The following is a 26983-nucleotide window of genomic DNA, read 5'->3' as shown; positions in this document are numbered from 1 at the left end:
GGGGTTCAGAGTTCGGTGAGATGGCGGAACACCTTGGATGCGGCGCGGATCTCGTCCGCGGTGAGGCCGGCGAGCGACTCGTGCAGCCGGTCCGCATGCTCGCGGCGGATGTCGGCGAGCACCACGCAGGCCGTGCGGGTCGCGGTCAGCACGCGCTGGCGGCCGTCGTGGTCGTCCGGCCGCGATGCGAGGAGGTCGAGGTCCTCCAGCATCCGCACCTGACGGCTGACCACGGACTTGTCCATCTCGAAGCGCTCGGCGAGCAGGTGGGCGTTGGTGCTGCCCTCGCGGGCGATGAAGGTCAGCAGCTTGTAGCCGGCCGGCTGCAGCTCGGGGTGGATCCTGGCCGCGGACTCCTTCCAGAGTGCCCGCGCCCTGGCGAAGATCAGGTTCAGATGACCCTGGAACTCCGCCAGAGCGTCGTCGACGTCGGCGGGGACCGCGGCTCCGGCAGCGCTCATCTCAGCGCCCTCGCTCCTCGTCCTCTCGCTCGCGCTCGCGCTCGCGCTCGAGCACGGTCACGGGGCCGGTGGAGGGAGTCGCACTCGCGGCCCCTGCGATGCGGATCGTGCCGGTCGACATCGTCGCCCCCACCTCGGCCTCGCCGACCTCGAGCACCGACTCCTCGGCCTGGTCGCGCAGCTGCTCGGCGGCGTTCTTGGTCGACAGCGGCTTGTTCTTGATGAACGCGATGGCGATGACCGAGATCACCGCGAGCGGGATGGCGAGGATGAAGGCGTCGGCGATGCCGTGGCCGTAGGCGCTCTCGACGATCACGCGGATCGCGTCGGGGAGCTCCCCCACCTTCGGCACGTTGCCGGATGCCAGGTGCTTCAGCGCGTCGATCTCGTCGGGCGAGCTCGGCGTGAAGCCGGACATGCCGTCCTTCACATAGGTGGCGACGCTCGTCGAGAGCAGCGAGCCCATGATCGTGACGCCGATGGTGCCCGCGATCGTGCGGAAGAAGTTCACGTTCGAGGATGCAGCTCCCAGCTGCGTCGGCGACGTGTCGTTCTGAACGATCAGCGTGAGGTTCTGCATGACCATGCCGAGCCCTGCGCCGAGCACGAACATGTACGTGGCGACGAGCGGGAACGGGGTGTCGTAGCGGAGCGTGGCCATGAGGCTGACGCCGATGGTCGCGAGGATCGCGCCGGTGATCATCCAGCCCTTCCACTTGCCGAAGCGGCTCACGAGCTGACCGATGATGATCGAGGCGCCCATCTGACCGATGATCATCGGGATCGTCATGAGGCCGGACTCGGTCGGTGTGGCGCCGCGCGCGAGCTGGAAGTACTGCGCGAGGAACACCGAGGTGGCGAACATCGAGACGCCGATCGCGATCGAGGCGATCACCGACAGCGTGAAGGTGCGGTTGCGGAACAGCGACATCGGCACGATCGGTTCCTTGACGAAGAACTCGACGGTAATGAAGGCCGCGATCGCGACGCCTGCGATCACGGCGAGCATGATGCTGGTCATCGAGTCCCACTCGAACTGGCTGCCGCCCATCGAGACCCAGATGAGCAGGGTCGAGACGCCGACGGCGAGCAGCACGATGCCGAAGTAGTCGATCGACACCTCCGCGCGCTGCGGCTTGGGCAGGTGCAGCGTGAACTGCAGCAGCACGAGCGCGATGATCGCGAACGGCACGCCGACGAAGAAGTTGGAGCGCCAGCCCCACGTGTCGGTGAGGAACCCGCCCAGCAGCGGTCCGCCGATCGTGCCGAGGGCCATGATGCCGCCGACGACGCCCATGTACTTGCCGCGCTCGCGCGGCGAGATGATGAGGGCCACGGCGATCATCACGAGCGACATGAGGCCGCCGACGCCGATGCCCTGGACCACGCGGACGACGATCAGCATGTTCGTGTCGGTCGAGAAGCCGGCGATCACCGTTCCGACGGTGAAGAGGATGAGGGCGAGCTGGACGAGGATCTTGCGGTCGACGAGGTCGGCGAGCTTGCCCCAGATGGGAGTCGAGACGGCGGTCGCCAGCAGGCTCGCGGTGATGACCCAGGTGTACTGGGACTGCGTGCCCCCGAGGTCGGCGATGATGACCGGCAGCGAGGTCGAGACGACCGTGCCCGAGAGGACGGCCACGAACATGCCGACGATGAGGCCGGAGATCGCGGTGAACACTTCCCGCGCCGAGCGCGTGGTCTCCGATGCGGAGGAAGGTGTGGATGTCAAAAGCGGAGTTCTCCTGCGATAGAAAGTTGAACTCGGTCAACCATACTCCGTTAGTTGCGTTTGCGCAACTGTCGAGCAAGGTCAACCATCTTCCCGGGCCGCGTAGGCTGAGCCCGGGAGGTCGCATGCCGTTGTCCGAAGCAGCCGTCGGTCCGGTGCGGATCGCCTGGGCGGATGCCGCTGACGATCGGCGAGCGACATCGCGGCGTCTGCTCACCGAGCTGCTGTCCTCCCTCCCCGCAGGCAGAGAGACGGGCGACGACGCGACCGCCGACGAGATCGTTCAGCGCTGCCCGAACTGCGGCTCCGCCGGTCACGGGCCGCTGCGCACGGCATCGGGACGCGCGGTCGTCAGCATCAGTTACGCGGGCGGACTGGCGGTCGCCGCGATCGCCGCGGCGCGGGATGCCGCATCCCTGGGCGTCGACGTCGAAGTCGACCGCGGCCGCGGCGCGTTGGACGACCTCGCCGCTCTGTTCGCGCCGCAACCGGCTCCAGACATCAGGGACTGGACGGCGATCGAGGCTGTCGTGAAGGCCGCCGGCCTCGGACTGCGCATCGCACCGGACCGGGTGCGCCTGCAGCGCGCGGCGAAAGCACCGTGGACGCGCCGCGCCGCGCTCGACGGGACGACCTTCCACGTCGCCGACGCGCCGGCGCCGACGGGCTTCGTCATCAGCGTCGCGATCGTCGAGCGGTCCGGTCAAGGCCGAGGATCGGCTCGGTGAGAGGCGCGGCGGCATCGGATCGCTCCGCCGAGGCGGGCAGCGAGGGCAGGTCGGTGCTGCTCGTCCACGCCTCGAAGAGACCGGCCAGCGGGATGCCGCTGATCTCTTCCGCGAGCATCAGCAGGTCGCGCGTCTGCACCGTGCTGTGCGCGTTCCGCGCGGTCCACTCCCGCAGCAGCGCGAAGAACGCCTCGTCTCCGATCGTCAGCCGCAGGGCGTGCGCCGTGAGCGCCCCCCGCTTGTAGACCCAGTCGTCGAACATCTCGTCCGCACCGGGGTCGGCGAGCAGGGCGCTGATGCCGCGCACGGACAGACGTTCGTGGTGCGCGAGCGCCTTGGCGTGCGCGGTCGCTCCGCCGGACGCCTCGGACCAGATCCACTCCGCGTAGCAGGCGAAGCCCTCGTTGAGCCAGATGTCGCGCCAGTTCCGGAGCCCGACGCTGTTGCCGAACCACTGGTGGGCGAGTTCGTGCGCGACCAGGCGCTCCAGGCTGTGCTCGCCGTCGATGTGGTTCGCGCCGAAGACGGCCATCGCCTGCGCCTCGAGCGGGATCTCGAGCTCGTCCGGGGTGACGACCACGGTGTATCCGGGGAACGGGTACGGGCCGAAGGCCTCCTCGAAGACGGCCATCATACGCCCGAGCTCGCCGAAGTCCTCGTGCACGCGGTCGGCGAGCGGACGCGGATAGAACAGCCGGCCCCGGATGCCTGCGAGGTCGGTGCCCTCCTGCATGTACTTGCCGATCTGCAACGTCACGAGATACGTCGGCGTCGGCGCAGCGATCTCGAACTCCCACACCGCACGCCCGCGCTCGGTTCCGCGCACGGCAGGCACGGACGACGCGACGGTGTACTCGGGGTCGGTGACGACGCGGAGCGCATAGGTCGCCTTGTCGGACGGCACGTCGTTGCACGGGAACCAGGTCGGCGCACCCGTGGGCTGCGAGGCCACGATCACGCCGTCCTCGAGCTCTTCCCAGCCGAGGGTCCCCCATCGGGTGCGACGGGGTTTGGGCGCCCCGGCGTACACGATCTCGACCCGCACGACATCGCCGGCGACGGCGGGGGCGGCGAGCGCGATCTTCACCTTGCGATCGTTCTGGGTGAAGCGGCCCGCACCGCGCACCTTCTTCACGCGCAGCCCGACGAGGTCGAGAGAGAAGGCGGCGGCCGGTTCGACGAAGCGGACGTCGAGCGTCGCGGTCGCCGACAGACGGTTCGTCGTGACCTTGTAGTCGAGGTCGAGCTCGTAGCGCTCGACGCGGATGTTCGCGTCGCCGCTCTGCGGGGTGTACGGATCGACGGTCATGCGCCGTCCGCCTGGTAGGCACGCACCTTGACGGCGCGCCACGGTCCGATCGGGTTGCCGCTCCAGCGGCTGCCGGCCGGGACGGTCTCGCCGCGCATGACGAGGGATGCCGGTCCCACGGTCGCCGCCGTCGCGATGGTGGCGGCGGGCAGGACGACCGAGTGCGGCCCGAGCGTCGCGCCCTCCTGAAGCGTCACGGTGTCGATGCTCATCACTCGATCATGGAACAGATGCGTCTGAACCACACATCCGCGGTTGACGGTGGCCCCGTCGCCGAGGCTCACGAGGTCGGGCTCGGGCAGCCAGTAGCTGTCAGTCCACACGCCGTGGCCGATCGTCGCGCCGAGCGTGCGCAACCAGACGACGAGCGCCGGAGTTCCGGCGGCTGCGTTCGCGAACCAGGGCGCGGCGAGCATCTCGGTGAACGTGTCGGCGACCTCGGTGCGCCACACGAAACTCGACCAGAGCGGATGCTCCCCCGCACGGATCGGGCCGACGAAGATCCATTTCGCCGCGGTGGCGAGGCCGGCGGCGATCGCGCCGGCGAGGATCATGACGATGCCGGAGAGCAGGACGGCTGCGAGCAGCCCCCAGCTGACCGCGAGCCAGGCGAGCGTGTAGAACACCGCGATGCCGAGCGCGCAGGTGAGCAGGACCGGGATGATCCGGCACAGCTCCCAGAGCGTCCGTGCGAGACGCAGCGACGGCAGCGGACGATAGGTCCGCTCGAGGTCGGAGTCGTTGACCACGCGTCGCAGCCGGACGGCCGGGGACCCGAGCCACGACGACCCCGCCTTCGCCTTCTCGGGCGCGACGGAGAGCACGGCGATGAGGCCGTCCTTCGGAACGCGGTGCCCGGTGGCGGCGAGGCCGGAGTTGCCGAGGAACGCGCGCTTGCCGATGCGGGCCCTGGCGAGCCGCATCCACCCGCCGCTCAGCTCGTAGGTGGCGACCATGGTGTCGTCGGCGAGGAACGCGCCGTCGTCGATCGTCGTCATGCCGGGGATGAGCAGGACGGTGGATGCCTCGACGTCGCGGCCGACGTCGGCACCCAGCATCCGCAGCCACACGGGCGTGAACAGGCTCGAGTAGATCGGGAACAGGATCGTGCGGGCAGAGTCCAGGAGGCGCTCGGTCGTCCACGCCTGCCAGGCGACGCGGCTGTGCACGGGGTGCACCCCCTCGGTCATGCCGATGGCCAGCAGCCGGACGAACAGCACGACCGCGGCCGCGAACACGACGCCCGTGACGAGGACGGCGGGGACGAGCCACGCGAAGGTCGCGGCGATGGCGGCTCCGAACGAGTCGGCGTGACGGATGCCGGATGCCACCAGCAGCGCCCCGGCGGCGAACGCGACGAACGGCAGGAGCCCGAGCGCTGCGGATGCGGCGCCGTACGCCCACAGCCACCGCCGGCGGCGCGGCGGCGCCTCCGGGGCGAACGGCGTGCTCTTGCCGCCGACACGCACCGCGGGCGAGCCCGCCCAGCGCTGGCCGGCGCGGACCCGGCCGAACACGGCGGAGCCGGGTGCGATCTCGGCATTCCGCCCGATCTTGGCGCCGGGAGCAAGGGTGCTGCGCGCGCCGATCGTGGCATCACGGCCGATGCGCACTTCGCCGATGCGCACGGTGGCGCCGTCTATCCAGTAGCCGGCCAGATCCACCTCGGGTTCGACCGATGCGCCGTCGCCGATGTGCAGCATGCCGGTGACCGGGGGCAGCGAGTGCAGGGTGACACCCTTGCCGATGCGGGCGCCGAGCGCGCGGGCGTACTGGATGACCCAGGGCGCCCCGGCGAGCCCGACCGGATCCACCTGGTGAGCGATCTGCTCGGCGAGCCAGAGGCGCAGGTGCACCCCGCCGCCGCGCGGATAGTCTCCGCCGCGGACGCCGGCGAGCAGCAGCCGTGCGGCGACCACGGCGATGCCCATGCGGCCCCACGGTGAGACGAACACGACGAGCAGCAGGATGATGACCCACGCGGGCGCCGCGGGCAGGAACTCGAACCCGGGGACGAGCCGGAGGATCCAGGATGCCGTGAGCAGCCAGGTGATCCAGCGGACGCCCGTCAGGATGAACAGCGGAACGCCGAGGAGCGTCTGCACCCACTGCATCCGCCGCGGGGTGGGCGGGGCCGCGGTGAACGTCTGCTCGCCCTCGTCGACCGCTTCCTCGTCGACGGCATCCGCCATCTGACGCAGGCGCGGCAGATCGTAGACGTCGGCCATCGTGAACTCGGGGGCGCGCGATCGGATGCGCGAAACCAGCTGAGCCGCGGCGAGCGACCCGCCGCCGAGCTGGAAGAAGCCGGCGTCGTCCTCGGTCGGTGTGGTGCCGAGCACGGCGAACCACTGCTCGGCGAGCCACGCGGCGGTTCCGGACAACGTCGAGTCGCCGGCATCCGGATCGGTGAGCGGCCATGGCAGGGCGGCCTTGTCGACCTTGCCCGAGGTGCGCACGGGCATGTCGTCGACGACGGCGAGCAGCGGGATGAGCGGCGCGGGAAGCGACTCGGCGAGCTGAGCGCGGGCGCGCTGGCGGTCGAAACCCTCGTCGGGCACGACGTAGCCGACGAGCAGGGCGACCCCGGCATCCGTCTTGCGCACCGCCACGGTCGCGGCGCTGACGGCGTCCAGCGCCTGCAGGGCCGCCTCGACCTCGCCGAGCTCGATGCGTCGGCCGCCGATCTTGACCTGGTCATCGACGCGGCCCTGGAAGATCAGGCCCTCGGGATCGGCGCGCACCATGTCACCGGACCGGTAAGCGCGTTCCCAGCCGAGTGTCGACATGGGGGCGTACTTCTCGGCATCCTTGGCCGGGTCGAGGTAGCGGGCCAGGCCCACGCCGCCGATGATGAGCTCGCCGACCTCGCCGTCGGCGACGGGTTGCCCGTTGCCATCCACGACCGCGAGCTTCCAGCCGTCCAGCGGCAGGCCGATGCGCACCGGCTCGTCCGGCCGCATGAGCGCGGCGCAGGCGACGACGGTGGCCTCGGTCGGACCGTAGGTGTTCCACAGTTCGCGGCCCTCGCCGACCAGGCGGGCGACGAGTTCGGGCGGGCACGCCTCGCCGCCGAAGATCAGGAGCCGCACGTTCTCGACGGTGTCCTGCGGCCAGAGCGCTGCGAGCGTCGGCACGGTGGACACGACGGTGATGCCGTGGCCGACGAGCCACGGCCCGAGGTCTTCGCCGGAACGCACCAGCGCGCGGGGTGCGGGTACGAGGCAGGCACCGTAGCGCCAGGCGAGCCACATCTCCTCGCACGAGGCGTCGAAGGCCACCGAGAGTCCGGCCAGCACGCGGTCACCGGGTCCGAGCGGGGCATCCTGCAGGAACAGGCGTGCCTCGGCGTCAACGAACGCGGCGGCAGAGCGGTGCGAGACGGCGACGCCCTTGGGCGTTCCGGTGGAACCCGAGGTGAAGATGATCCAAGCGTCGTCCTCGGTGGTGGGAGGCTCGACGACGGGGACGGCGTTCGTGCTGGGGTGCGGGTCGGCATCGGAGAACAGCCCCCGCCCCTTGCCCCGCGCATCGTCGGCGGGGTGGAACACGCCGCCCGCGCCGATCACTCCTCGCACGTTCGCTTCTCCGAAGACGAGGTCGGCGCGCTCCTGCGGGTCGTCGGCATCGACCGGCACGTAGGCGGCCCCGGCCGCGAGGATCGAGAGGATCGAGAGGTACAGGGCGCGCTCGCCGGATGGCATCCGCACGCCGACGCGGTCGCCGCGCTGGACGCCCTGCTCGCGCAGCCGCGCGGCGGTGACGTTCACGTGGGCGATCAGTTCGGCGTAGCTGATCGCGCCGTCGGCGTCTTCGATCGCCGAGGCATCGGGATGCCGCACCGCAGTGTCGCGGAGGATGTCGATGAGCGTACGAGGGGCCGGAGCGAGCTCGCCCCGGTCGTATCCGTCCTGCACTGCGCCTTCTTTCAGGAGCTCAGAAGCGCGATGAGCTGCGCCTTCGTCAGGCGCGAGTACCCGGTGCGGCCCTCGGTGCGGGCGCGATCGCGGAGGGCGGCGACGGTCAGGCCGTCGAGGCCGGATGCCGGAGCGGATGCCGCAGGCTTGCGGGCCGGAGCGGGCTTGCGAGCCGAGGCGGGGTTCGCGGTGGAGGCGGGCTTCGCGGTAGTCGCGGGTGTCGCAGGCTTGCGGGCCGTCGTCGGCGTCGATGCGACGGTGGAAGTGGTGGCGGCATCGGGCTTCGGTGCGGAGGAGGTCGCATCCGCCGCCGCAGGGGCACTCTGCCGGGCCGCCTTCCCGGAAGGCTTCTTCGAAGCGCTCTTCTTCGCCGATGCCTTCTCGGCGGCCTTCTTCTCGGCGGACTTCTTCGCCGCGGTCTTCTCAGCGGCCTTCGCCTCGAGCTTGCCGGCGGTCTTCGTCAGGCGCGCCGTCGCCTCGACCGCGGCCTTCTCGACCTTGCGCGGCTTGTTCACGAGCTTCTTCTTCGACGGCGACGCGGCATCCTTCGCCTCGTCGACGAACCCGCGCAGCTTCCTGGCATCCTTCTTGGCGAGCGTCTTGCTGAGCTTCTTGGCGTCCTTCGCGGCTGCCGACGCGGCGTCGAGCGCCGCTTCTGCCGACTTGTGCGCCTTGGTCTTCTTGGCCATCAGGTTCCTCCGATCGGGCCGCCCCCGTGGGCCGCGCCACAGCGGGCGACATTGTACTCGGTCGGGGTTAACGAATGGGGCTCGTCGGAGTACAGCTCCCCGACGCGTCGTCAGCGGTCACGCGTCGCGAGACGCTGTGGGCGTTCGGCACGCTTCTCATCCCGTTCCTCGTCGGTCTCGGCATCCGCGACCTCATCACCCGGCGCGCCCGCACTCCGATCACCGCGTGGAACGAGTCGCCGGAACCTACCTGATCGGGTAGGTGAGAACGGTCCGAGAGTAGGTATCGCCTTTCGGCGCGGCTGAGTCAGTCTGGACGTGCGGAACCCTCCGCACGAACGGAAGATCCCGCACGGCGTGATCCTCCGCACCGTCGCGACGAACATCTGCGGGTCGGATCAGCACATGGTGCGCGGCCGCACGACGGCTCCGGAAGGACTGGTCCTCGGCCATGAGATCACCGGCGAGGTGGTCGAGGCGGGCCCCGATGTGGAGTTCATCAAGGTCGGCGACATCGTGTCGGTGCCGTTCAACATCTCCTGCGGCCGCTGCCGCAACTGCAAGGAGGGCAAGACCGGAATCTGCCTGAACGTCAATCCCGACCGGCCGGGCAGCGCTTACGGCTACGTCGACATGGGTGGATGGGTCGGCGGCCAGGCGGAGTACGTGCTGGTGCCGTACGCCGACTGGAACCTGCTGAAGTTCCCCGACCGCGATCAGGCGCTCGAGAAGATCCTCGACCTGACGATGCTCTCCGATATCTTCCCGACCGGCTTCCACGGTGCCGTCACGGCTGGTGTCGGGGTGGGTTCTACCGTCTACATCGCGGGGGCCGGGCCCGTCGGTCTCGCCGCGGCCGTCGGCGCTCAGCTGCTGGGCGCTGCGGTGGTGATCGTCGGCGACCTGAACGAGGACCGCCTCGCTCAGGCGCGCAGCTTCGGATGCGAGACGATCGACGTCGGTAAGGGGCCCGTACCCGATCAGCTCGATCAGCTCTTGGGCTTGCCGGAGGTGGATGCCGCGGTCGATGCCGTCGGCTTCGAGGCGCGCAGCGAGGGCCATGGCGCAAAGGCGAAGGAGGCTCCGGCGACCGTGCTCAACTCCCTCCTGGAGGCCACGGCCGCGGGCGGCGCCATCGGCATCCCCGGGCTCTACGTGACGGGCGATCCCGGTGCCGTCGACGAAGCGGCCAAGGTCGGGTCGCTTTCGATCAATCTCGGAACGGGCTGGGCGAAGTCGCTGTCGTTCACCACCGGACAGTGCCCGGTCATGAAGTACAACCGGCAGCTGATGATGGCGATCCTGCACGACAGGGCGCACATCGCCGCAGCCGTCAACGCCAAGGCGATCAGCCTGGACGAGGCACCCCAGGGCTATGCGGAGTTCGATGCCGGAGCCGCCACCAAGTACGTCCTCAACCCCAACGGATACATCAAAGAGTGATCATGTCCACTGTCAACTTGGAAGACGCGCGCCGCGTCATCGCGGCCGCCGAGAAGAAGGCCACCGAGATCGGCCAGCCCATGAACATCGCCGTCGTCGACTCCGGCGGAAATCTCGTCGCGCACGTCCGGCAGGACGGCGCCTGGATCGGCAGCGTGAACATCTCGATCAACAAGGCGTGGACGTCGAAGGCTTTCGACATCTCGACGAAGGACCTGGGAGACAACTCCCAGCCGACCCAGCAGTTCTTCGGCATCCAGAACACGAACGGCGGCAAGGTCGCGATCTTCGCCGGTGGCATCCCGCTCGTGCGGGACGGCGTGGTCGTCGGCGCCGTCGGCGTGAGCGGCGGATCCGGCGAACAGGACCAGACGGTCGCCGACCAGGCTGACCGACACGCGCTCGAGCTCGAGTCGTTGCTGGCGATTCTGCGGTCGCCTCGACTCGACGACAGCTCCGCTCGGACGTCAGCGATCGAGACCGCAGCCGCGGCGCTGGTGCGGTTGCGGACCGCGGCCGACGAACAGAGCCGCTCCATCCTCGAACCCGTCGTCGGGGCGTTCGCCCGGCTGCGGAGCGATCTTCGACCGCTGGAGCGATTCGGCTCGCTGGAGATCCAGTTCGTGGAGCCGCCGTCCACGGGAAGGGCGCTGCCCAGCGAGGTCGCCCACGCCGGGCGTGCGATCGTGCGCAACACCATCCTGGGGCTGGTCGACGGCGGCGACGCACATCGGGTGCGCGTGCAGTGGGACTGCGACGGGCTGAATCTGCTGGTCAGCATCCGTGATGACGGGCGCGGCGACCTGACCGTGCACGACGAGTCGCTCCGCCCGATCACTGAGCGAGTCGCCTCGCTCGACGGCGTGCTGAGCGTGGATGCTACACCGGGCTGGGGATCGTCGGTGGAGGTTCGGATCCCTCTGGATCCCCCCTCGGATGCCGAGCCGCTGGTCAACGGTGTGACACTGACTCTGCGGGAACAGGACGTGCTCCGCCTGGTCACGGCCGGAGGCGGAAGGTCGGGGCCAGCACGCGTGCTGAGCTGACGGCGCTGGCGTTGTCCCGCTGACTGAGGCGCCCATCGAGTACCGTCATCGACGAGCTCACGCTCGACATCGCTCCGGTGCTGCTGGGTTCAGGCGAGCGCATCTTCGACGGCTCGCGCTTCGACTGGGAACCGGTCGGAGTGCTGCACTCGCCGCTGACGACGCACATCCGCTACCGCCGCACGCGCTGAACGCTCATGCGGGATGTTTTGCGAGCGCGTGCACGGCGACGGTCCGCGGGTGGCGGACACGCACCCGGCGGCACGGTTCCGCGGCGGGCGCGGCCTGCATGCGGAGGAGGAGCTGGTCTCGGCCGCGGCACCGGCCGGGTGAGGCCTGACGGCGCGCACGCCGCCGCGCTGGTACCGTGACCTCGATGGATGCTGCACTCACGCAGCCGCGCGAGTCGGGGAGAGCTCGGGATGAGACGAAGGTCACGCTGGCGTCTGGCGCGACTCGCCATGGTCGCAGCAGTGGCCGTGCTCATCGGACTCGTGGCGCCGCAGGTGACCGCCGCAGTCCCTGCTTCGGCGGCGACGGACGGGCAGATGATCATCCCGGCATCCGGCACCATCCGCTCGAAGGTCGCAGATGGCTGCGGTACCGGCAGGCCGACGCACCAGGGCATCGACATCTCGGGTCAGGGCGGCACGCCGATCCTCGCCGCGTACGACGGCGTGATCAAGACGCGCGCCTACAGCGGCGGCTACGGGTACTTCGTCGACATCGAGCACGTCGGCGGCTACGTCACGCGCTACGCGCACATGGTCTCTCAGGGGACGGTCGCCCCGGGGGCGAGCGTCACACGCGGCCAGCAGATCGGGGTCGTCGGCAGCACCGGGAACTCGACGGGCGCGCACCTGCACTTCGAGGTGTGGCGGAACGGCTCGGTCTACACCGCGATCAATCAGGGGTTCACGTGCCTGTCGACGGTGGCGCGCGGCGCCCCGCTGCCGCTCGTGTTCCCCGGTCTGCGGACGGCTGCCCCTGGCCCGATCGGCACGGCCGACTACACCGGCGATGGCAAGGCCGACCTTCTGGGCCTCGCCTCGGACAGCGACCTGCAGGTGCGGCCGGGCAACGGCAGCGGCGGGTTCGGCGGAGCATCGATCGTCACGAGCGGCTGGGGCCTGTACCGTCACCTGACGTACACGGACCTGAACGCCGACGGCCGTGCGGATCTGCTCGCCGTGCGCAGTGACGGCCTGCTCGAGTACTACGCCGGCGCCCCGGGCGGCGGCTTCAACGGGTACAGCCGGCTCGAGAGCGGCTGGTACGACATGCTGCATGTCACCTCGGGCGCCGACTACACCGGCGACGGCCTGTACGACGTGCTCGGGGTGTCGGCATCCGGCGTCCTCACGATCTACCGCGGCAGTGGCGCCGGTACGCTCGCCGCACCGCACATCACGGTCGGCAGCGGCTGGAACGGCATACGGATGCTCGCCGGCGGCGACTTCACCGGTGACCGGCTCGGCGACATCATGGCCGTCTCGAATGACGGCAACCTGTACTTCTACAAGGGCAAGGCCGGCGGCTTCAACGCCCGCGTGACGGTCAGCAGCGGCTGGGGATCGATCACCGCGATCACCGGTGGCGTCGACTACAACGGCGACGGCAAGGCCGACATCATCGCCCGCACGACCTCCGGCGAGCTCTACCTCTACCCCGGTGACGGCACCGGCAAGCTCAAGGCCCGCACGCTCATCAGCGCCGGCTGGGGAGGCTACAAGCAGATCGAGTGAGCCGGAGCCTTCGGTCTCAGCCGCCGTGACGGGCGACGACCTCCGCGCGCGAGTTGTCCTCACTCGGCGATCGTCGCGGCCTCGGCATATCCGGCCGTCGTGCTCGGTTGACGATTCGGCGCCTGCGAGGCGCAGGAGCCGCAACCGGGCGGCAGCGCGCGTCGGCGCGTGGTCCGGATGCCGGCTACGAGGACTCCCTCACCGCGTACTGCCGCAGGCCGCCATCTTGGCCTGGATCCGGCAGTCGAGGTCGCACCAGCATGTTCCCACCCCTGACGCCGGCAACGACGAAGGCCCCGACTTCCCAGCGTTTTCCAGGAGAGTCGGGGCCTTCGATCTGGCGGTGACGGTGGGATTTGAACCCACGGTAGGGGGTTACCCTACACAACTTTTCGAGAGTTGCACCTTCGGCCGCTCGGACACGTCACCGTGGATCAGTTTACGACACCGCGTCGATGCGCGCGAATCGAGGCATCGCGGCATCCCACCCCCTCCCGCCGAGTATCCCCGGCGACCCATCTCGTCACGCGAGCGCGCGCTGGTTAGGATGACCTTACGGAGGTTGTTCCCATGAGCTTCATCACGTCGGCGGCCCTGGCCGAGACCGGCTACGTCGTCCTCTCGCCTCTCGCGAGCCCGATCGATCCGGCCGAATGGCTGGGCCTGGAGTACGTCGGATGGCGTTCGTCCGGCGTCACCCGCTTCGCACCCCTGGCCAGTTACGCCGGCGAGATCGAATGCAACGGATTCTGGAACCAGACCCCGCCGCGCACCGACAAGGACGGCGTCTGGATCGCCTCGCAGACCGAGCAGGCCCCGACGCTGACCCGACTCGCTCAGGAACCGGGCGTGAACGTCGGGCGCTGCCGCGTGATCGAGCTGCAGCCGAACACCTACGCCGATGCGATCTACAACCTCCACCAGGACGACAACAACCGTCTCAACGAGGACGGAACGGGCTGGGTCGTCCGCTCCTACGTCAACCTCACCGACGACTCGGACTCGCTGCTCATCCTCCGCGAGGACCGGTTCGACCCGGCGACCGAGCAGCGGCTTCCCCTGCCCGCCGGCACCCGCATGGTCGTCGACACGCAGCGCTTCTGGCACGCGGTCTGGCACCGAGGCAGCACGCCGCGCTACTCGCTCATCACGTCCCTCACTTCGGGCCCCGAGCTCGACGCCTACATCGCCGAGAACGACGGGACCCTGCATGTCGAGAGCGTTCCGATCGACCCGGCGCTGATCGAAGGTGCCCGGCTCGAGCAGCACCGACGCATCGAGGAACGCCGGCGCGCCTTCGAGGCGCAGGGCATCGTCATGGAGCCCCCGGTCGAGCTCTACTGAGGTCCCTGCGACCGCGGCAGGGGTCGCGAACGGCCGACAAACCCTGTACGTGAGCGCCGAACACGCCCCCTCTCGGGAGCCGCCGCACCGCTGCACGCGATGAGGGGGCGCAAACGGTCGCCATCGCGTTGAAATAGCCGCACAATGCGCCCCCTCCGCGCGCGCCGTCGGGCTGTCTGCGCGGCCCGCGGCTCAAACAGTGCGGCCGGCCTCGATCCGCACGACCCGATCGACGGTCCCCTCGGGCGGCGCGACGTGCGAGATCAGGATCACCGACTGGTCGCCCGCGGCCCCCAGCAGATCGCGCAGCAGCGCGTCGGATGCCTCGGGATCGACGCCGGCCGTCGGTTCGTCGAGGACCAGTACGGGGAACCCGCGCAGCAGCGCCCTGGCGAGCGCGATGCGCTGCGCCTGACCGCCCGACACCAGCGCGCCCCGATCGCCGACGCGGGCGTCCAGACCTCCGCGCCCCGCACCCAGTCCCCCAGCCCGACGCGCTCGAGCACGGCGAGCAGGTCGTCGTCGGTGGCCGTGTCGCGCGCGAACAGCAGGTTCTGCCGGATGTCCTCGTCGAAGAGCTGCGGATGCTGTTCGCACAGCCCGATCGTGCGCCGGAGCGCCGGTCCGCTTAGGGTCGCGGCATCCGTCCCGCCGATCGTGAACTCGCCCTCGGCGCGCAGGAACCCGACGAGCACCGCGGCGAGCGAGCTCTTGCCGGCGCCGCTGGGGCCCGTGACGAGCACCCGCTCCCCCGGCGCGACGTCGAGCGTGACGCCGCGGAGCGCCGGCGCTCCGCCCGGCCACGAGGCCCGCACGTCGCGCAAGCGCACGGCTGCTCCCGGCGGCACGTCATCGCTGCCGGCATCCGCCCGCAGCTCCTCCGGCACGGATGCCGGAAGCACATCGACCACACGCTCGGCGCTCGCCCGCACGCTCCGCCACGCTGCTGCAGCCACCGGGACCGTGCCGAACACCTCGAACACGACCATCGGCACGAGCACGACGACCGCGAGCCACGGGCCGTCGATCGCACCGGTCGCCAGACCCGGGGATGCCGCAGCGACCGCCCACGCCGACGCCACGCCGGCGAGCACCGACACCACGCCGGCAGCGATCGCCTGCGCCAGCGATGCCCGCGTCACCGTGCGGCGCACCGCCGCGTCGGCGCGCTCGATGCGTTCGCGGGCCGCCGGCTCCGCGCCGTAGGCGAGCAGCACGTCGAGGCTGCCGAAGTAGTCGACCAGGGATGCCGAGAGCTCGGCCCGCTCGTGAGAGACCCGCTCCTCGGCGCGGGCGCCGAACACCCAGCCCAGTCCGATCGCGCCGACAGCCGCCGCCAGGAGGCAGACGGCGAGCGTGAGCGCGGCGGGCGGCGAGATGAACGCGACGAACCCGACCGCACCGACGGCGACGATGCCGGCGACCGCGAGCGGCTGAACGACCCGCAGGGGCAGGTTCTGCAGATTCTCGACGTCATCCACGAGTGCCGAGAGAACGCGCCCGCGGTCGGTGCGGCCGAGCCCGGCCGGCGAGAGCGGGATGAGCCTGCGCACCATGTCGGATCGGGTCGTCGCGAGCTGACGCAGGGCTGCGTCGTGACCGGACAGCCGCTCCAGGTAGCGGAAGACCGCCCGCGAGACGGCGAAGAAGCGTACACCGACCACCGCGACCGACAGCGGCACGAGCGAGTCGACGATCGAGGCGCTCACGATGAGCCAGCCGCTGACGGCGAGCAGCGACACCGCGGCGACGGCCGAGAAGACACCCCAGATGAGACCGGGGACGAACCGACGTACGGGCGGTTGCGCCAGGCGCAGGATGCCGCGGGCGCGAGTCGTGGCCCGACTCATGCGTTCACCCCCAACGAGACGACCTGGTCGGCGATGTCGCGGGCGGTGCGGCGGTGCGAGACGAGCACAACGGCCGCTCCGGCATCCGCCCGCTCGCGCAGCGTCGCCCACAGCCGCGCCTCGGTATCGGCGTCCAAAGCGCTGGAGGGCTCGTCGAGCACGAGCACTCGGTCCGGGCTCTGCGCGTGACGGTACAGCGCGCGGGCGACCGCGACGCGCTGCGCCTGACCGCCGGACAGCCCGCTCCCCTGCACGCCGAGTTCGAGGTCGGCGTCGAGGTCCTCAGCGCAGGCGGCGTCGAGAGCACGGCGGATGCCGGTCGCATCCGCCGTCGAGCCGAGTGCGACGTTGTCGGCGATCGTCCCGCGGATGAGGCCCGGACCCTGCCCCGCCCAGGCGATCCAGTCCGCCGGGGCGAGCTCGCGGATGTCACGTCCGCCGAGCGTCGCTGTGCCCGCGAATGGTGCGGCGCCCCGGAGAGCTGCGATCAGGCTGGACTTGCCTGAGCCACTCGGCCCCTCGATGAGCGTCACGGTGCCCGGGCGCGCGGTGAAGGAGACCGGTGCGAGGTCGCGCACGCGGAGGTTCTCTGCGCGCAACTCCGGAGAAACGGCCTCTGTGCGGCGAACCGAAGCCACGGATCCAGGGTTCTGCAAGAAGGCTCCGGAGTTGTGCGGGGTGGCAGACGACGTTTCCCCTGCCTCGTCCAGCACCGCGAAGACGTCCTCCGTCGCCGCGACGCCCTCGGATGCCGCGTGGAACTGCACCCCGACCTGACGGATCGGCAGGAACGCCTCCGGTGCCAGCAGAAGCACGAACAGCCCCACCTCGAGCGACAGGTCTCCGGCGAGTAGCCGGAACCCCACCGCCACGGCGATCAGCGCGACCGCGAGCGAGGAGAGCAGTTCCATCGCGAAGCCCGACAGGAACGAGAAGCGCAGCACCTTCATCGTCTCGCGGCGGTACTGATCCGCCGTCGCCTCGATCTGCGCCACCGCCCGGTGCTCGCGGCCGAACAGCCGCAGCGTCGCCAGCCCCTGCACGGTGTCGGCGAACCGAGCGGCGAGATGCTGCAGCGTCTGCCACTGCTTGCGCTGCACCGTGCGCGTCGCGATGCCGATGAGGATCATGAAGAACGGGATGAGCGGCAGCGTGATGATCGCGGTCAGGCCGCTCGGCCAGTCCTGCCACCACATCACCACGACGATCACAGGCGTCGCGATCACGGTGAGCACGAGCTGCGGCAGGTACTTCGCGAAGTACTGGTCCAGTGCCTCGAGCCCGTGCCCCGCCGTGACGGCGAGCGCCGCCTGATTCCGCGATGCGAGCCATCCGGGGCCCAGCCGCCCGACGGCGCCGATCAGCGCCCGACGCAGCTGTGTCCCAGTGGCCGCCGCCGCACGCATCCCCGCGAAGTCGGATGCCGCGATCAGCGCGCCGCGCAGCAGCGCGAGCGCCAGCATCCACCAGAGAGAAGACGCGACAGAGCGCCCCTCGAGCGCGCCGGTCACAGCATCCGTCAAGAACCAGGCGAACGCGATCACAACCACGGTCTGTGCAACGCCGATCGCCGCCGCGAGGACGAAGAATCCTCGCGCGGCGCCGGCGTACTTCAGAAGGCGCGGATCGACGGGTTTCACGCGTGGATCGGGGCCCCCTCGATCTGCGCCCGGGTGACGCGCTTGCGGAAGATCCAGTACGTCCAGCCCTGGTAGAGCAGCACCAGCGGCAGGGCGACCAGCGCCGTCCAGGTCATGATCGTCAGCGTGTACTCCGTGCTCGAGGCGTTCTCGATCGTGAGACTGAACGCCGGGTCGATGGTCGACGGCAGCACGTTCGGGAACAGCGCCGCGAACAGCGTCACCACCGCGAACAGCGTCGTCAGCGCGCCGAACGTGAACGCCCAGCCTTCGCGGCCGCGCAGGTTCGAGACGATCGACAGCACGAGCGACACGGCGGCGAGCGCGGCGAGGACCAGCACGGCGATCGAGAAGTGCGCGGCGACCGTCCAGACCAGGAACGCAGCGGCGACCACCAGCGTGATCAGGCCGGCCCGGAACGCCAGACGGCGCGCATCCGACCGCAACTGTCCGTCGGTCTTCAGTGCGATGAAGGTCGCTCCGTGAGTGAAGAACAGCAGGAGTGTGGTGAGTCCGCCCAGCAGCGCGTACACGTTCAGCAGATCGAAGAGCGTGCCGGTGTAGACGTGGTTCTCGTCGAGCGCGACGCCCTGCACGATGTTGGCGAACGCGACGCCCCAGAGGAACGCGGGCACGGCCGAGCCGATGACGATCATGCGGTCGAAGCCGGCCTTCCAGCGCTCCGACTTGCCCTGGTGCCGGTACTCGAACGAGACGCCGCGCATGATGAGCGTGAGCAGGATCAGCAGCAGGGCGAGGTAGAAGCCGCTGAACAGCGAGGCGTACCACTCCGGGAACGACGCGAACAGGCAGGCACCGGCGACGATGAGCCAGGTCTCGTTGAGATCCCACACCGGGCCGATCGTGTTGATGATCTGCCGGCGCGTGACGTCGTCGCGGTTCTTGCCGACGCCGCCGAGGAACGGCAGCGACATGCCCACGCCGAAGTCGAAGCCGTCGAGCACGAAGTATCCGACGAAGAGGAAGGCGATGATTCCGAACCAGAGCGTTGCGAGATCCATGGTCGCCTCTCAGTACACAGTCGACGGCAGCTGGGCCGTCTCGTCAGCGGGTTGTTCGTCGGCGTCTGGCCCCTTCTGCGCGGCCTTCACGATCAGTCGGACCTCGACCACCGCGAGCGCGGCGTAGATCGCGGTGAACGAGATCAGCGAGATGAGCACTTCGAGGCCCGAGGTGCCGGGCGAGACGCCGTCGCGGGTGCTCATGAGCCCGAACACGATCCACGGCTGGCGGCCCATCTCGGTGAACACCCACCCGACGATGTTGGCGAGCAGTGCGAGCGGGAACGACCAGATGGCGATCTTCCACATCCACTTCGCGACCGGTCGCTTCGCCCCCTTACGGGTGACCCACAGGCCGACCAACGCGATGAACGCGTGCAGCAGGCCCAGGCCGATCATCCAGCGGAACGCCCAGTAGGTGATCCACAGCACCGGAGCGAAGTTGTCGATGCCGAGATCGGCATATGTCTCGGCGTACTCTGCGTTCAGATCATTGATGCCGTGCACGCATTCGTCGAAGCTGTGCGTCGACAGCAGCGACAACAGGTACGGAACGCGGATCGAGAACAGCTCGGACGAGCCGTCCGGCGTGCCGAGCGTGAACAGGCTGAACGAGGCATCCGCCCCGCAGACGGTGTTGAACGTCGCCTCGGCGGCGGCCATCTTCATCGGCTGGGCGGCGTACATCGCCAGGCCCAGCTGATCGCCCGAGAGCACCACGCCGGCGGTCGAGACGAGCATGCCCCACAGACCGAACTTCAGAGAGACGCGCATGGTGTCGAGGTGCTGGCCTCGGTAGAGGTGCCAGGCCGATACCGAGATGATGACACCGGCCGCGAACATGAACGCACCGAAGATCGTGTGCGGGAACGCGGCGAGCGCCACCGGGTTCGTCAGCAGCGCCCAGAAGTCGACCAGTTCGGCGCGGTTCGTGACGGGGTTGTACTCGTAGCCGACCGGGTTCTGCATGAAGGCGTTGGCGGCGATGATGAAGTACGCCGACAGGGTGCTGCCGATCGCGACGCACCAGATGGATGCCAGGTGCAGCTTCTGCGGCAGCTTGTCCCAGCCGAAGATCCACACACCGATGAACGTCGCCTCGAAGAAGAACGCCAGCAGCCCCTCGAACGCGAGCGGGGCGCCGAACACGTCGCCCACGAAGCGCGAGTAGTCCGACCAGTTCATACCGAACTGGAACTCCTGCACGATGCCGGTCACCACGCCCATGGCGAAGTTGATGAGGAAGATCTTCCCAAAGAACCGGGTCAGGTGCAGGTAGTGGACCTTGCCGGTGCGCACCCACGCGGTCTGGAAGATCGCGGCGGCCAGCGCCATGCCGATCGTCAGCGGGACGAACAGGTAGTGGTACACGGTCGTGAGACCGAACTGCCACCTGGCCAGTGCCAGCGGATCCAGCCACTCCATCACGATATGTCCTCTCTCGAATCACGCATGGCCGTCAGGCCGCGGTGTCTCTCAACTGCACGACGCAGTCCTCAGGCAGCGCAGGGTCGCGCACGAAGTCGGCAGACAGCGGGCCGCCGGCCTCGGTCAGCACAGACTGCATGAGGCTCAGGTGCACCCGGCACAGCACCGGGCGGTCCTCGGGTCGCGCCGCGGCGTGCGGGCACGGGGTGAGGTCGATGGTGAGCCGGCCGTCGTCGATGACGGGCTCGAATCCGCTTTCTTCGAGGTGCTCGACGAGGGCGTCGAGCTGATAGGTGGCCTCGCGGCCGAGATCGGATGCCGTGGACGGCAGCGCCCGGCGCATGAGGTCGCCGCGGCGGGCGGCGGCGCTGACCTTGTCACGGGCGATCGGGCTGGATGCCTCGGGGGCGCCGGTGGCCGCGCTGTACAGCGTGCGCGGGCGACCACGGGTCGTGCGGTGCTCGGTCTCGGCGAGCACGTAGCCGCCGTCGATCAGGCGCTGCAGGTGTTCGCGCACCGTGTTCTGGTGCAGCCCCGTCGCCTCGCACAGCTCGCCGATCGTGCGTCGGGATCGCGACTGCACCAGGTGCAGGATCTGCACCCGGGAGAAGGTCGAGATCGGGCCGCATGCGGGCCGGGCGGTAGCCATACCTCAATTATGGCGAGTTCCTGATCAGCCCGTGATTCTCGGGCCGTGAATAATCGCTCTGCGGCGGTAGGGATGTCGGATGCCATCGATAGCCTTGTCGCATGGCAACCCGTCGTCCCGCTCCCGCCCCCTTCAAATGCTCCGAATGCGGGTGGACGACGTCGAAGTGGGTCGGGCGCTGCGGCGAGTGTCAGCAGTGGGGAACGGTCGAAGAAGTGTCCACCGCCGGTGTGCCGCGGGTGAGCGCCGTCGCCCCCGGGTCGGCGCGCGCAGCCCGGCCGATCACTCAGATCACGACCGCCGACACGCCTCGACGATCGAGCGGCGTGGGCGAGTTCGATCGTGTTCTCGGCGGCGGCATCGTGCCTGGTGCGGCAATCCTGCTCAGCGGCGAGCCGGGCGTGGGCAAGTCGACGCTGCTGCTCGAGGTGGCCGCTCAGGCCGCTCGCGGCGGGCGGCGCGTGCTGTACGCGAGCGCCGAGGAGTCGCAGGCGCAGGTACGGTTGCGCGCCGAGCGCACCGGTGCCCTGCACGACGAGCTGTATCTCGCGAGCGAGACCGACCTCGCGACGATCCTGGGGCACATCGACGAGGTGAAGCCCGAGCTCGTGATCGTCGACTCGGTGCAGACCGTGGCATCCTCGCTGTCCGACGGCGCCGCCGGCCAGCCCAGTCAGGTGCGCGAGGTCGCCGCGACGCTGATCCGCGTGGCGAAGGAGCGGCACCTGCCGGTCATCCTCGTCGGGCACGTCACGAAGGACGGGCAGGTCGCCGGACCCCGCATCCTCGAGCACCTCGTCGATGTCGTGTGTCACTTCGAGGGCGACCGGCAGACCGCGCTGCGGTTCATCCGCGCGCTGAAGAACCGGTTCGGGCCGACCGACGAGGTCGGATGCTTCGAGATGACCGGCGACGGCATCGCTGAGGTGCCCGATCCGTCCGGGCTGTTCCTGGGGCACGGCTCGACCGAACCCGGCACCTGCGTCGCGATCGCGATGGAGGGGCGTCGCGCCCTGCCCGTCGAGGTGCAGGCGCTGACGGTCGACACGGCCGCCCCGAACCCGCGCCGGGTGGTGTCGGGACTGGATGCCGCGCGGGTCGCGATGGTGCTGGCGATTCTCGAGAAGCGGGGCGGCATCCCGACCTCGAAACTGGATGTGTACGTGTCGACGGTCGGGGGTGTGCGGTTCACGGAACCGGCGGCCGACCTGGCGATCGCGATCGCTGTAGCGGGCGCCATCACCGGGGTTTCGGTGCCGCGCACCGTCGCGGCGGTCGGCGAGTTGTCGCTCGCCGGTGAGATCCGTCCGGTGACGCAGGCCGGCCAGCGACGCAACGAGGCGGCAAGGCTCGGCTACACGCAGGTCGTCGACGAACGATCCGAGAAGCTGGCCGATGCGCTCGATGCCGTGCGCGTGCGCAGCCGCCGGTCAGCGCCCACTGCTCCGCGTCGCCACGAGGACGCGGTTCCCCCGTTCTGAACTACGCCAGCGCCTTCAGCAGCTCATCCGGCGAGGCCTGCATGGGATGCGGGCCCGCGATGTCGAGGAAGACGGTCGTGATCGTCTCGCGGTGCGTGGTGAGGAACTTCTCGAGCCATGCCGGCGAGTAGATGCCGATGTCGGGCGGCAGGTTGGCGGGCTTGTTCTTGGCGTCGCTGAACAGCAGCAGCGCGACCTCTCCGGTGTTCGGGTCGCGGAAGGTCCACACCTCGCCCCCGTCGAGAGGGTTGTCGCGCGCACCCGCGCGCAGCAGCGGTACGACCGTGTTGCCGTGACGCAGGGCCAGCGCGACGGCGGCGACATCCTGCTTCTCGAGCGCCGCGGCGAGGGCCTCGGAGCGGAACTCCTCGGGGCGGGGCTTGGGGGACTTCTTGGACGCCATGCCTCCAGCATAAAAGAGGGGCCCTCCCGAGCAATCTATTGGGGATTGGATGACTCGGAAGGGCCCGCGGGCTCTCGACCGGCGAAATGTCGAAGCGCTGGGGACGCTGAATACGACGCCACTGGGGATGGCTGACACCGGTATGTACCGAGAGCTATTCCATGGTATCCCAAAGAATGAGCACCAGCTAGTAAAGGAAGATCTGCCGCGTCGTCGTGGCGTCGAATCCGCCGATCGATACGGCGACGTGATACGAGGCGCCGCCGCCGGGTGCTCGCGGCCGGTTCTCCTGCTCGCACGTTGAGGTATCGGAGCGTGTGCGGTCCCACGTGATGGGCTCCGCGCTGGTCACTTCCTGGCCCGCTGCGAGCGTCACGACCATGCTGCTGGGATTCTCCTGGCAATCCGTGGATCGCCACCAGATGTCGTCTCCGCTGGAGATCGTGAACGCCTGGGTCGCCGACCCGACGTCGATCGTGCAGTCCGAGGAGCTGGCGTTCTTCAGTGAGATCGACAGCTTCGGATTCGTGCCGGCCTGATAGCCCTCGGCATCCGTGACCGCTTCGACGACGACGTCGGCGGCGCGGCACGGCGCGGGTCCGGATGCCGTCGGCTCGGGCTCCGGCGACTCCGACCCGTCTGGTGCCGGAGTCTCGGATCCGGTCGCGCTCGGGCTGGCGGACGGCGAGTCGGTCGGGGCTGCCTGCGTGTCCGCGCCCGCCCACGGCTGGGCGATGAGCAGCCATGCTCCGGCCGCGATGGCCGCGACGACGAGGATGAGGATCGTGAAGAAGGCGAGGCGCCGGCGCCGATAGACCGCTCTGCTGGGTGTCATCAGGTCCGCACCGTCACAGGTTCTTCAGCATCCGGGTGTTGCCGAGGGTGTTCGGCTTCACGTGGGCGAGGTCGAGGAACTCCGCGACGCCTTCATCCGGGCTGCGCAGCAGTTGCGAGTAGACGTCGGGGTCGACGACCTGCTCCCCGATCGGCGAGAACCCGCGACGGGTGAAGAAGTCGACCTCGAAGGTGAGGCAGAACAGCCGGGTGAGCCCGAGCTCGTGGGCGCGCTCCTCGAGAGCCTCCACGATCGCACGACCGACGCCGTGACGCAGCCTGTCGTCGCGCACGATAAGTGTTCGGATCTCGCCGAGGTCCTCCCACATGACGTGCAGGGCGCCGCATCCGATCAGCTGCCCGTCCTGCTCGGCGACGACGAACTCCTGCACCGCGCCGTACAGCACGGCCAGGTCCTTGCCCAGCAGGATGCGCCGCTCGACCAGGGGCGCCAGCAACTGGTGGATGCCGAGGATGTCGGCGCTGCGCGCGGATCGGACGGTGTAGCTCACCCCTCAAGCCTAGAACTCGCCGCGGCAAGACCCCGAGCGCCGCGTCGAGGGAGCACAGCTTCGGATGCCGTGTGTGACACGCCGCCGGAGGGAACGGACCCGCGGCGTGTCGCCCCTCGGGTCCGAAGTTGTGCACACGGTCCGGACACGCGAGAGGGGCGGATGCCGAAGCATCCGCCCCTCCGTCGCTCAGTGAGCTGTCGTCAGTCGCCCGAGGCCGCCGCCAGATCGGGGGTCGCAGTGATCGCGCCGCCCGAGGTGTCGACGCCGACCGCGACCTTCTCGCCGCGCGGGCCGGTCTCGAACAGGAACTTGCCGTCGGCGGCATCCACCTTCACGTGGTCGCCGGGGTTCAGCTCGCCGTGCAGGATCTTCTCCGACAGCAGGTCCTCGATCTCGCGCTGCATCGCACGACGCAGCGGGCGGGCGCCCAGCGCCGGGTCGAAGCCGATGTCGATGAGCCGCTCCTTGGCAGCCTGCGTCAGCTCGACCGTCATGTCGCGGTCGAGCAGACGCTCGCCGAGGCGCTTGACGAACAGATCGACGATCTGCACGAGCTCGTCCTTCGACAGCTGCGGGAAGACGATGACGTCGTCGACGCGGTTGAGGAACTCGGGCTTGAAGTGGCGCTTGAGCTCTTCGTCGACCTTGCCCTTCATCCGCTCGTAGCTGGTCTGCGCGTTGCCCTCGATCTGGAATCCGACAGGACCACCGGCGATCGCGGACGAGCCGAGGTTCGTCGTCATGATGATCACAGTGTTCTTGAAATCGACGATCCGGCCCTGGCCATCGGTCAGGCGACCCTCTTCGAGGATCTGCAGGAGCGAGTTGAAGATGTCGGGGTGGGCCTTCTCGATCTCGTCGAACAGCACGACCGAGAACGGCTTGCGGCGGACCTTCTCGGTCAGCTGGCCGCCTTCTTCGAATCCGACGAATCCGGGAGGGGCTCCGAACAGGCGCGAGACGGTGTGCTTCTCGCCGAACTCGCTCATGTCGAGCGAGATGAGCGCTGCCTCGTCATCGAAGAGGAACTCCGCGAGCGCCTTGGCGAGCTCGGTCTTTCCGACGCCGGTGGGGCCGGCGAAGATGAACGAGCCCGAGGGGCGCTTCGGGTCCTTGAGGCCGGCGCGCTGGCGGCGGATCGTTCGGGAGAGGGCCGCGATGGCCTCCTCCTGGCCGACGACGCGCTGGTGCAGCGCCTTCTCCATGAAGACGAGGCGGCTGGACTCCTCCTCGGTGAGCTTGAACACCGGGATGCCGGTCGCCTGGGCGAGCACCTCGGCGATCAGACCCTCGTCGACGACCGCCTGGGTGGCGACGTCGCCGCTTCGCCACTGCTTCTCGAGGCGCAGGCGCTCGGCGAGGAGGCTCTTCTCCTCGTCGCGGAGGGCTGCGGCCTTCTCGAAGTCCTGCTCCTCGGAGGCTGCTTCTTTCTGCTCGCGGACGGCGGCGATCTTGTCGTCGAACTCGCGCAGCTCGGGCGGGCTGGAGAGGATGCTCAGGCGCAGGCGGGCGCCGGCCTCATCGATCAGGTCGATGGCCTTGTCGGGCAGGAAGCGGTCGGAGACGTATCGGTCGGCGAGGTTCGCCGCGGCGACAAGTGCGCCGTCGGTGATCTGGACCTTGTGGTGCGCCTCGTAGCGGTCCCGCAGTCCCTTGAGGATGTTGATCGCGTGCGGCAGGCTCGGCTCGTTCACCTGCACCGGCTGGAAGCGGCGCTCGAGCGCGGCATCCTTCTCGAAGTGCTTGCGGTACTCGTCGAGCGTGGTGGCGCCGATCGTCTGCAGCTCGCCGCGCGCGAGGAGCGGCTTGAGGATGCTGGCGGCGTCGATCGCACCCTCTGCTGCACCCGCACCGACGAGGGTGTGGATCTCGTCGATGAAGACGATGATGTCGCCGCGGGTGCGGATCTCCTTGGTGACCTTCTTCAGGCGCTCCTCGAAGTCACCGCGGTAGCGGGATCCGGCGATGAGCGATCCGAGGTCGAGCGAGTAGAGCTGCTTGTCCTTGAGCGTCTCGGGCACATCGCCCTTGACGATGGCCTGCGCGAGGCCCTCGACGACGGCGGTCTTGCCGACGCCGGGCTCGCCGATCAGGACGGGGTTGTTCTTGGAGCGGCGCGAGAGGATCTGCATGACCCGCTCGGCCTCCTTCTCGCGCCCGATGACGGGGTCGAGCTTGTTGTCGCGCGCGGCCTGGGTGAGGTTGCGGCCGAACTGGTCGAGGACGGCGGATCCGCCCTGGGCTCCGCTCTGCGCGTTCTCGTGCGCCTGCGCGCCGACGGCGGCGGGCTCGCGTCCCGGTGCGCCGGAGAGCAGCTGGATGACCTGCTGGCGGACCTTGTTCAGGTCGGCGCCGAGCTTGACGAGCACCTGAGCGGCCACGCCCTCACCCTCGCGGATGAGGCCGAGGAGGATGTGCTCGGTGCCGATGTAGTTGTGACCGAGCTGGAGCGCTTCGCGCAGGCTCAGCTCGAGCACCTTCTTCGCACGCGGCGTGAAGGGGATGTGGCCGGTGGGCTGCTGCTGACCCTGGCCGATGATGTCCTGCACCTGCTCGCGCACGGCGTCGAGGGAGATGCCGAGACTCTCGAGGGCCTTGGCTGCGACGCCCTCACCCTCGTGGATGAGGCCGAGCAGGATGTGCTCCGTGCCGATGTAGTTGTGGTTGAGCATCTTCGCCTCTTCCTGGGCGAGGACGACCACACGACGGGCTCGGTCCGTGAATCTCTCGAACATGTCAACTCCTTT

20 protein-coding genes, 1 tRNA gene and 1 pseudogene are annotated in these 26983 nt (G+C 69.4%); 7 read left to right on the top strand and 15 right to left on the bottom strand.

From position 1 onward, the window contains the following. Positions 1–5: 5 nt before the first annotated feature. Both HWX58_RS00855 and HWX58_RS00850 read right to left on the bottom strand, forming a co-directional pair. Positions 6–461 carry a MarR family winged helix-turn-helix transcriptional regulator gene (locus HWX58_RS00855; RefSeq protein ID WP_175985057.1) on the bottom strand — a complete coding sequence of 152 codons (456 nt, stop codon included), beginning with the start codon at positions 459–461 and terminating at the stop codon, positions 6–8. 1 nt (position 462) lies between these two features. Beyond that, complete coding sequence (locus HWX58_RS00850; protein WP_250646025.1) at positions 463–2142, bottom strand: MDR family MFS transporter; 1680 nt, start codon at positions 2140–2142, stop codon at positions 463–465. 176 nt (positions 2143–2318) lie between these two features. Between HWX58_RS00850 and HWX58_RS00845 the strand changes: the two genes are divergently transcribed. After that, the gene (locus HWX58_RS00845) at positions 2319–2921 is read left to right on the top strand and encodes a 4'-phosphopantetheinyl transferase family protein (protein ID WP_175985055.1); all 603 of its coding nucleotides are present in this window, start codon (positions 2319–2321) and stop codon (positions 2919–2921) included. Here HWX58_RS00845 and HWX58_RS00840 read toward each other — a convergent pair. Genes HWX58_RS00840 through HWX58_RS00830 form a run of 3 tightly spaced genes read right to left on the bottom strand, consistent with a single transcriptional unit; the run spans position 2869 to position 8836 of the window. Further along, on the bottom strand, positions 2869–4230 hold the full coding sequence (locus tag HWX58_RS00840) for a M1 family metallopeptidase (RefSeq protein ID WP_175985054.1): 1362 nt from the start codon (positions 4228–4230) through the stop codon (positions 2869–2871). The genes HWX58_RS00845 and HWX58_RS00840 overlap by 53 nt on opposite strands. Beyond that, positions 4227–8147, bottom strand: a complete 3921-nt coding sequence (locus tag HWX58_RS00835) for a Pls/PosA family non-ribosomal peptide synthetase (RefSeq protein ID WP_217702926.1) — start codon at positions 8145–8147, stop codon at positions 4227–4229. Before HWX58_RS00835 ends, HWX58_RS00840 begins: the two co-directional genes overlap by 4 nt. Before the next feature lie 11 nt (positions 8148–8158). Continuing rightward, positions 8159–8836 carry a hypothetical protein gene (locus tag HWX58_RS00830; protein ID WP_175985053.1) on the bottom strand — a complete coding sequence of 226 codons (678 nt, stop codon included), beginning with the start codon at positions 8834–8836 and terminating at the stop codon, positions 8159–8161. Between the two features lie 74 nt (positions 8837–8910). Here HWX58_RS00830 and HWX58_RS00825 point away from each other — a divergent pair, with 74 nt between their 5' ends. From HWX58_RS00825 to HWX58_RS00800, 4 genes are all read left to right on the top strand, one after another. Next, a complete protein-coding gene (locus HWX58_RS00825; RefSeq protein WP_175985052.1) occupies positions 8911–9090 on the top strand; it encodes a hypothetical protein in 180 nt (59 codons plus the stop codon). Between the two features lie 64 nt (positions 9091–9154). After that, positions 9155–10279: a formaldehyde dehydrogenase, glutathione-independent gene (gene fdhA, locus HWX58_RS00820; protein WP_250646024.1), complete on the top strand. Its 1125-nt coding sequence runs from the start codon at positions 9155–9157 to the stop codon at positions 10277–10279. Positions 10280–10281: 2 nt separating this feature from the next. After that, complete coding sequence (locus HWX58_RS14915) at positions 10282–11325, top strand: heme-binding protein (protein WP_250646023.1); 1044 nt, start codon at positions 10282–10284, stop codon at positions 11323–11325. Between the two features lie 422 nt (positions 11326–11747). Then, positions 11748–13070: a VCBS repeat domain-containing M23 family metallopeptidase gene (locus HWX58_RS00800; protein WP_175985051.1), complete on the top strand. Its 1323-nt coding sequence runs from the start codon at positions 11748–11750 to the stop codon at positions 13068–13070. A gap of 338 nt (positions 13071–13408) precedes the next feature. Here the strand turns inward: HWX58_RS00800 and HWX58_RS00795 are convergent. After that, a tRNA-Ser gene (locus tag HWX58_RS00795) sits at positions 13409–13499 on the bottom strand. A gap of 141 nt (positions 13500–13640) precedes the next feature. On the opposite strand from HWX58_RS00795, the gene HWX58_RS00790 reads away from it, so the two are divergent. Beyond that, positions 13641–14414, top strand: coding sequence for a cupin domain-containing protein (locus tag HWX58_RS00790; protein WP_175985050.1), 774 nt, complete (start codon positions 13641–13643; stop codon positions 14412–14414). Between the two features lie 192 nt (positions 14415–14606). On the opposite strand, the pseudogene cydC reads toward HWX58_RS00790, so the two are convergent. The 5 genes and pseudogenes from cydC to HWX58_RS00765 all read right to left on the bottom strand — a co-directional run bounded on the left by cydC (position 14607) and on the right by HWX58_RS00765 (position 21003). Continuing rightward, positions 14607–16264, bottom strand: a pseudogene (gene cydC / locus HWX58_RS00785) (thiol reductant ABC exporter subunit CydC). Continuing rightward, complete coding sequence (gene cydD, locus HWX58_RS00780) at positions 16261–17904, bottom strand: thiol reductant ABC exporter subunit CydD (protein ID WP_175985049.1); 1644 nt, start codon at positions 17902–17904, stop codon at positions 16261–16263. The pseudogene cydC and the gene cydD overlap by 4 nt, the downstream one beginning before the upstream one ends. Next, a complete protein-coding gene (gene cydB, locus HWX58_RS00775; RefSeq protein ID WP_175985048.1) occupies positions 17901–18926 on the bottom strand; it encodes a cytochrome d ubiquinol oxidase subunit II in 1026 nt (341 codons plus the stop codon). The genes cydD and cydB overlap by 4 nt, the downstream gene beginning before the upstream one ends. Positions 18927–18935: 9 nt before the next feature. Next, positions 18936–20351 carry a cytochrome ubiquinol oxidase subunit I gene (locus HWX58_RS00770; protein ID WP_175985616.1) on the bottom strand — a complete coding sequence of 472 codons (1416 nt, stop codon included), beginning with the start codon at positions 20349–20351 and terminating at the stop codon, positions 18936–18938. Positions 20352–20385: 34 nt separating this feature from the next. Continuing rightward, on the bottom strand, positions 20386–21003 hold the full coding sequence (locus HWX58_RS00765; protein ID WP_175985047.1) for a helix-turn-helix transcriptional regulator: 618 nt from the start codon (positions 21001–21003) through the stop codon (positions 20386–20388). A 101-nt stretch (positions 21004–21104) separates the two neighbouring features. Between HWX58_RS00765 and radA the strand changes: the two genes are divergently transcribed. Further along, positions 21105–22484, top strand: coding sequence for a DNA repair protein RadA (radA, locus tag HWX58_RS00760; protein WP_175985046.1), 1380 nt, complete (start codon positions 21105–21107; stop codon positions 22482–22484). 1 nt (position 22485) lies between these two features. Here the strand turns inward: radA and HWX58_RS00755 are convergent, their stop codons facing one another. The 4 genes from HWX58_RS00755 to HWX58_RS00740 form a co-directional block, all read right to left on the bottom strand. After that, entirely contained in the window at positions 22486–22887 is a 402-nt protein-coding gene (locus HWX58_RS00755) for an SseB family protein (RefSeq protein WP_175985045.1), read from the bottom strand. Positions 22888–23074: 187 nt separating this feature from the next. Next, positions 23075–23722, bottom strand: a complete 648-nt coding sequence (locus HWX58_RS00750; protein WP_250646022.1) for an RAD23 family protein — start codon at positions 23720–23722, stop codon at positions 23075–23077. A 13-nt stretch (positions 23723–23735) separates the two neighbouring features. Then, positions 23736–24233, bottom strand: coding sequence for an amino-acid N-acetyltransferase (locus tag HWX58_RS00745; protein ID WP_175985044.1), 498 nt, complete (start codon positions 24231–24233; stop codon positions 23736–23738). A gap of 203 nt (positions 24234–24436) precedes the next feature. After that, a complete protein-coding gene (locus HWX58_RS00740) occupies positions 24437–26971 on the bottom strand; it encodes an ATP-dependent Clp protease ATP-binding subunit (protein WP_175985043.1) in 2535 nt (844 codons plus the stop codon). Positions 26972–26983: the final 12 nt, after the last annotated feature.

The organism is Microbacterium tenebrionis, from assembly GCF_903645325.1.
In the GTDB taxonomy this organism is placed as follows: Bacteria; Actinomycetota; Actinomycetes; order Actinomycetales; family Microbacteriaceae; genus Microbacterium; species Microbacterium tenebrionis.
The sequence above is the reverse complement of the archived record's forward strand: the minus strand, read 5'-3'. Positions and strand labels throughout refer to the sequence as shown.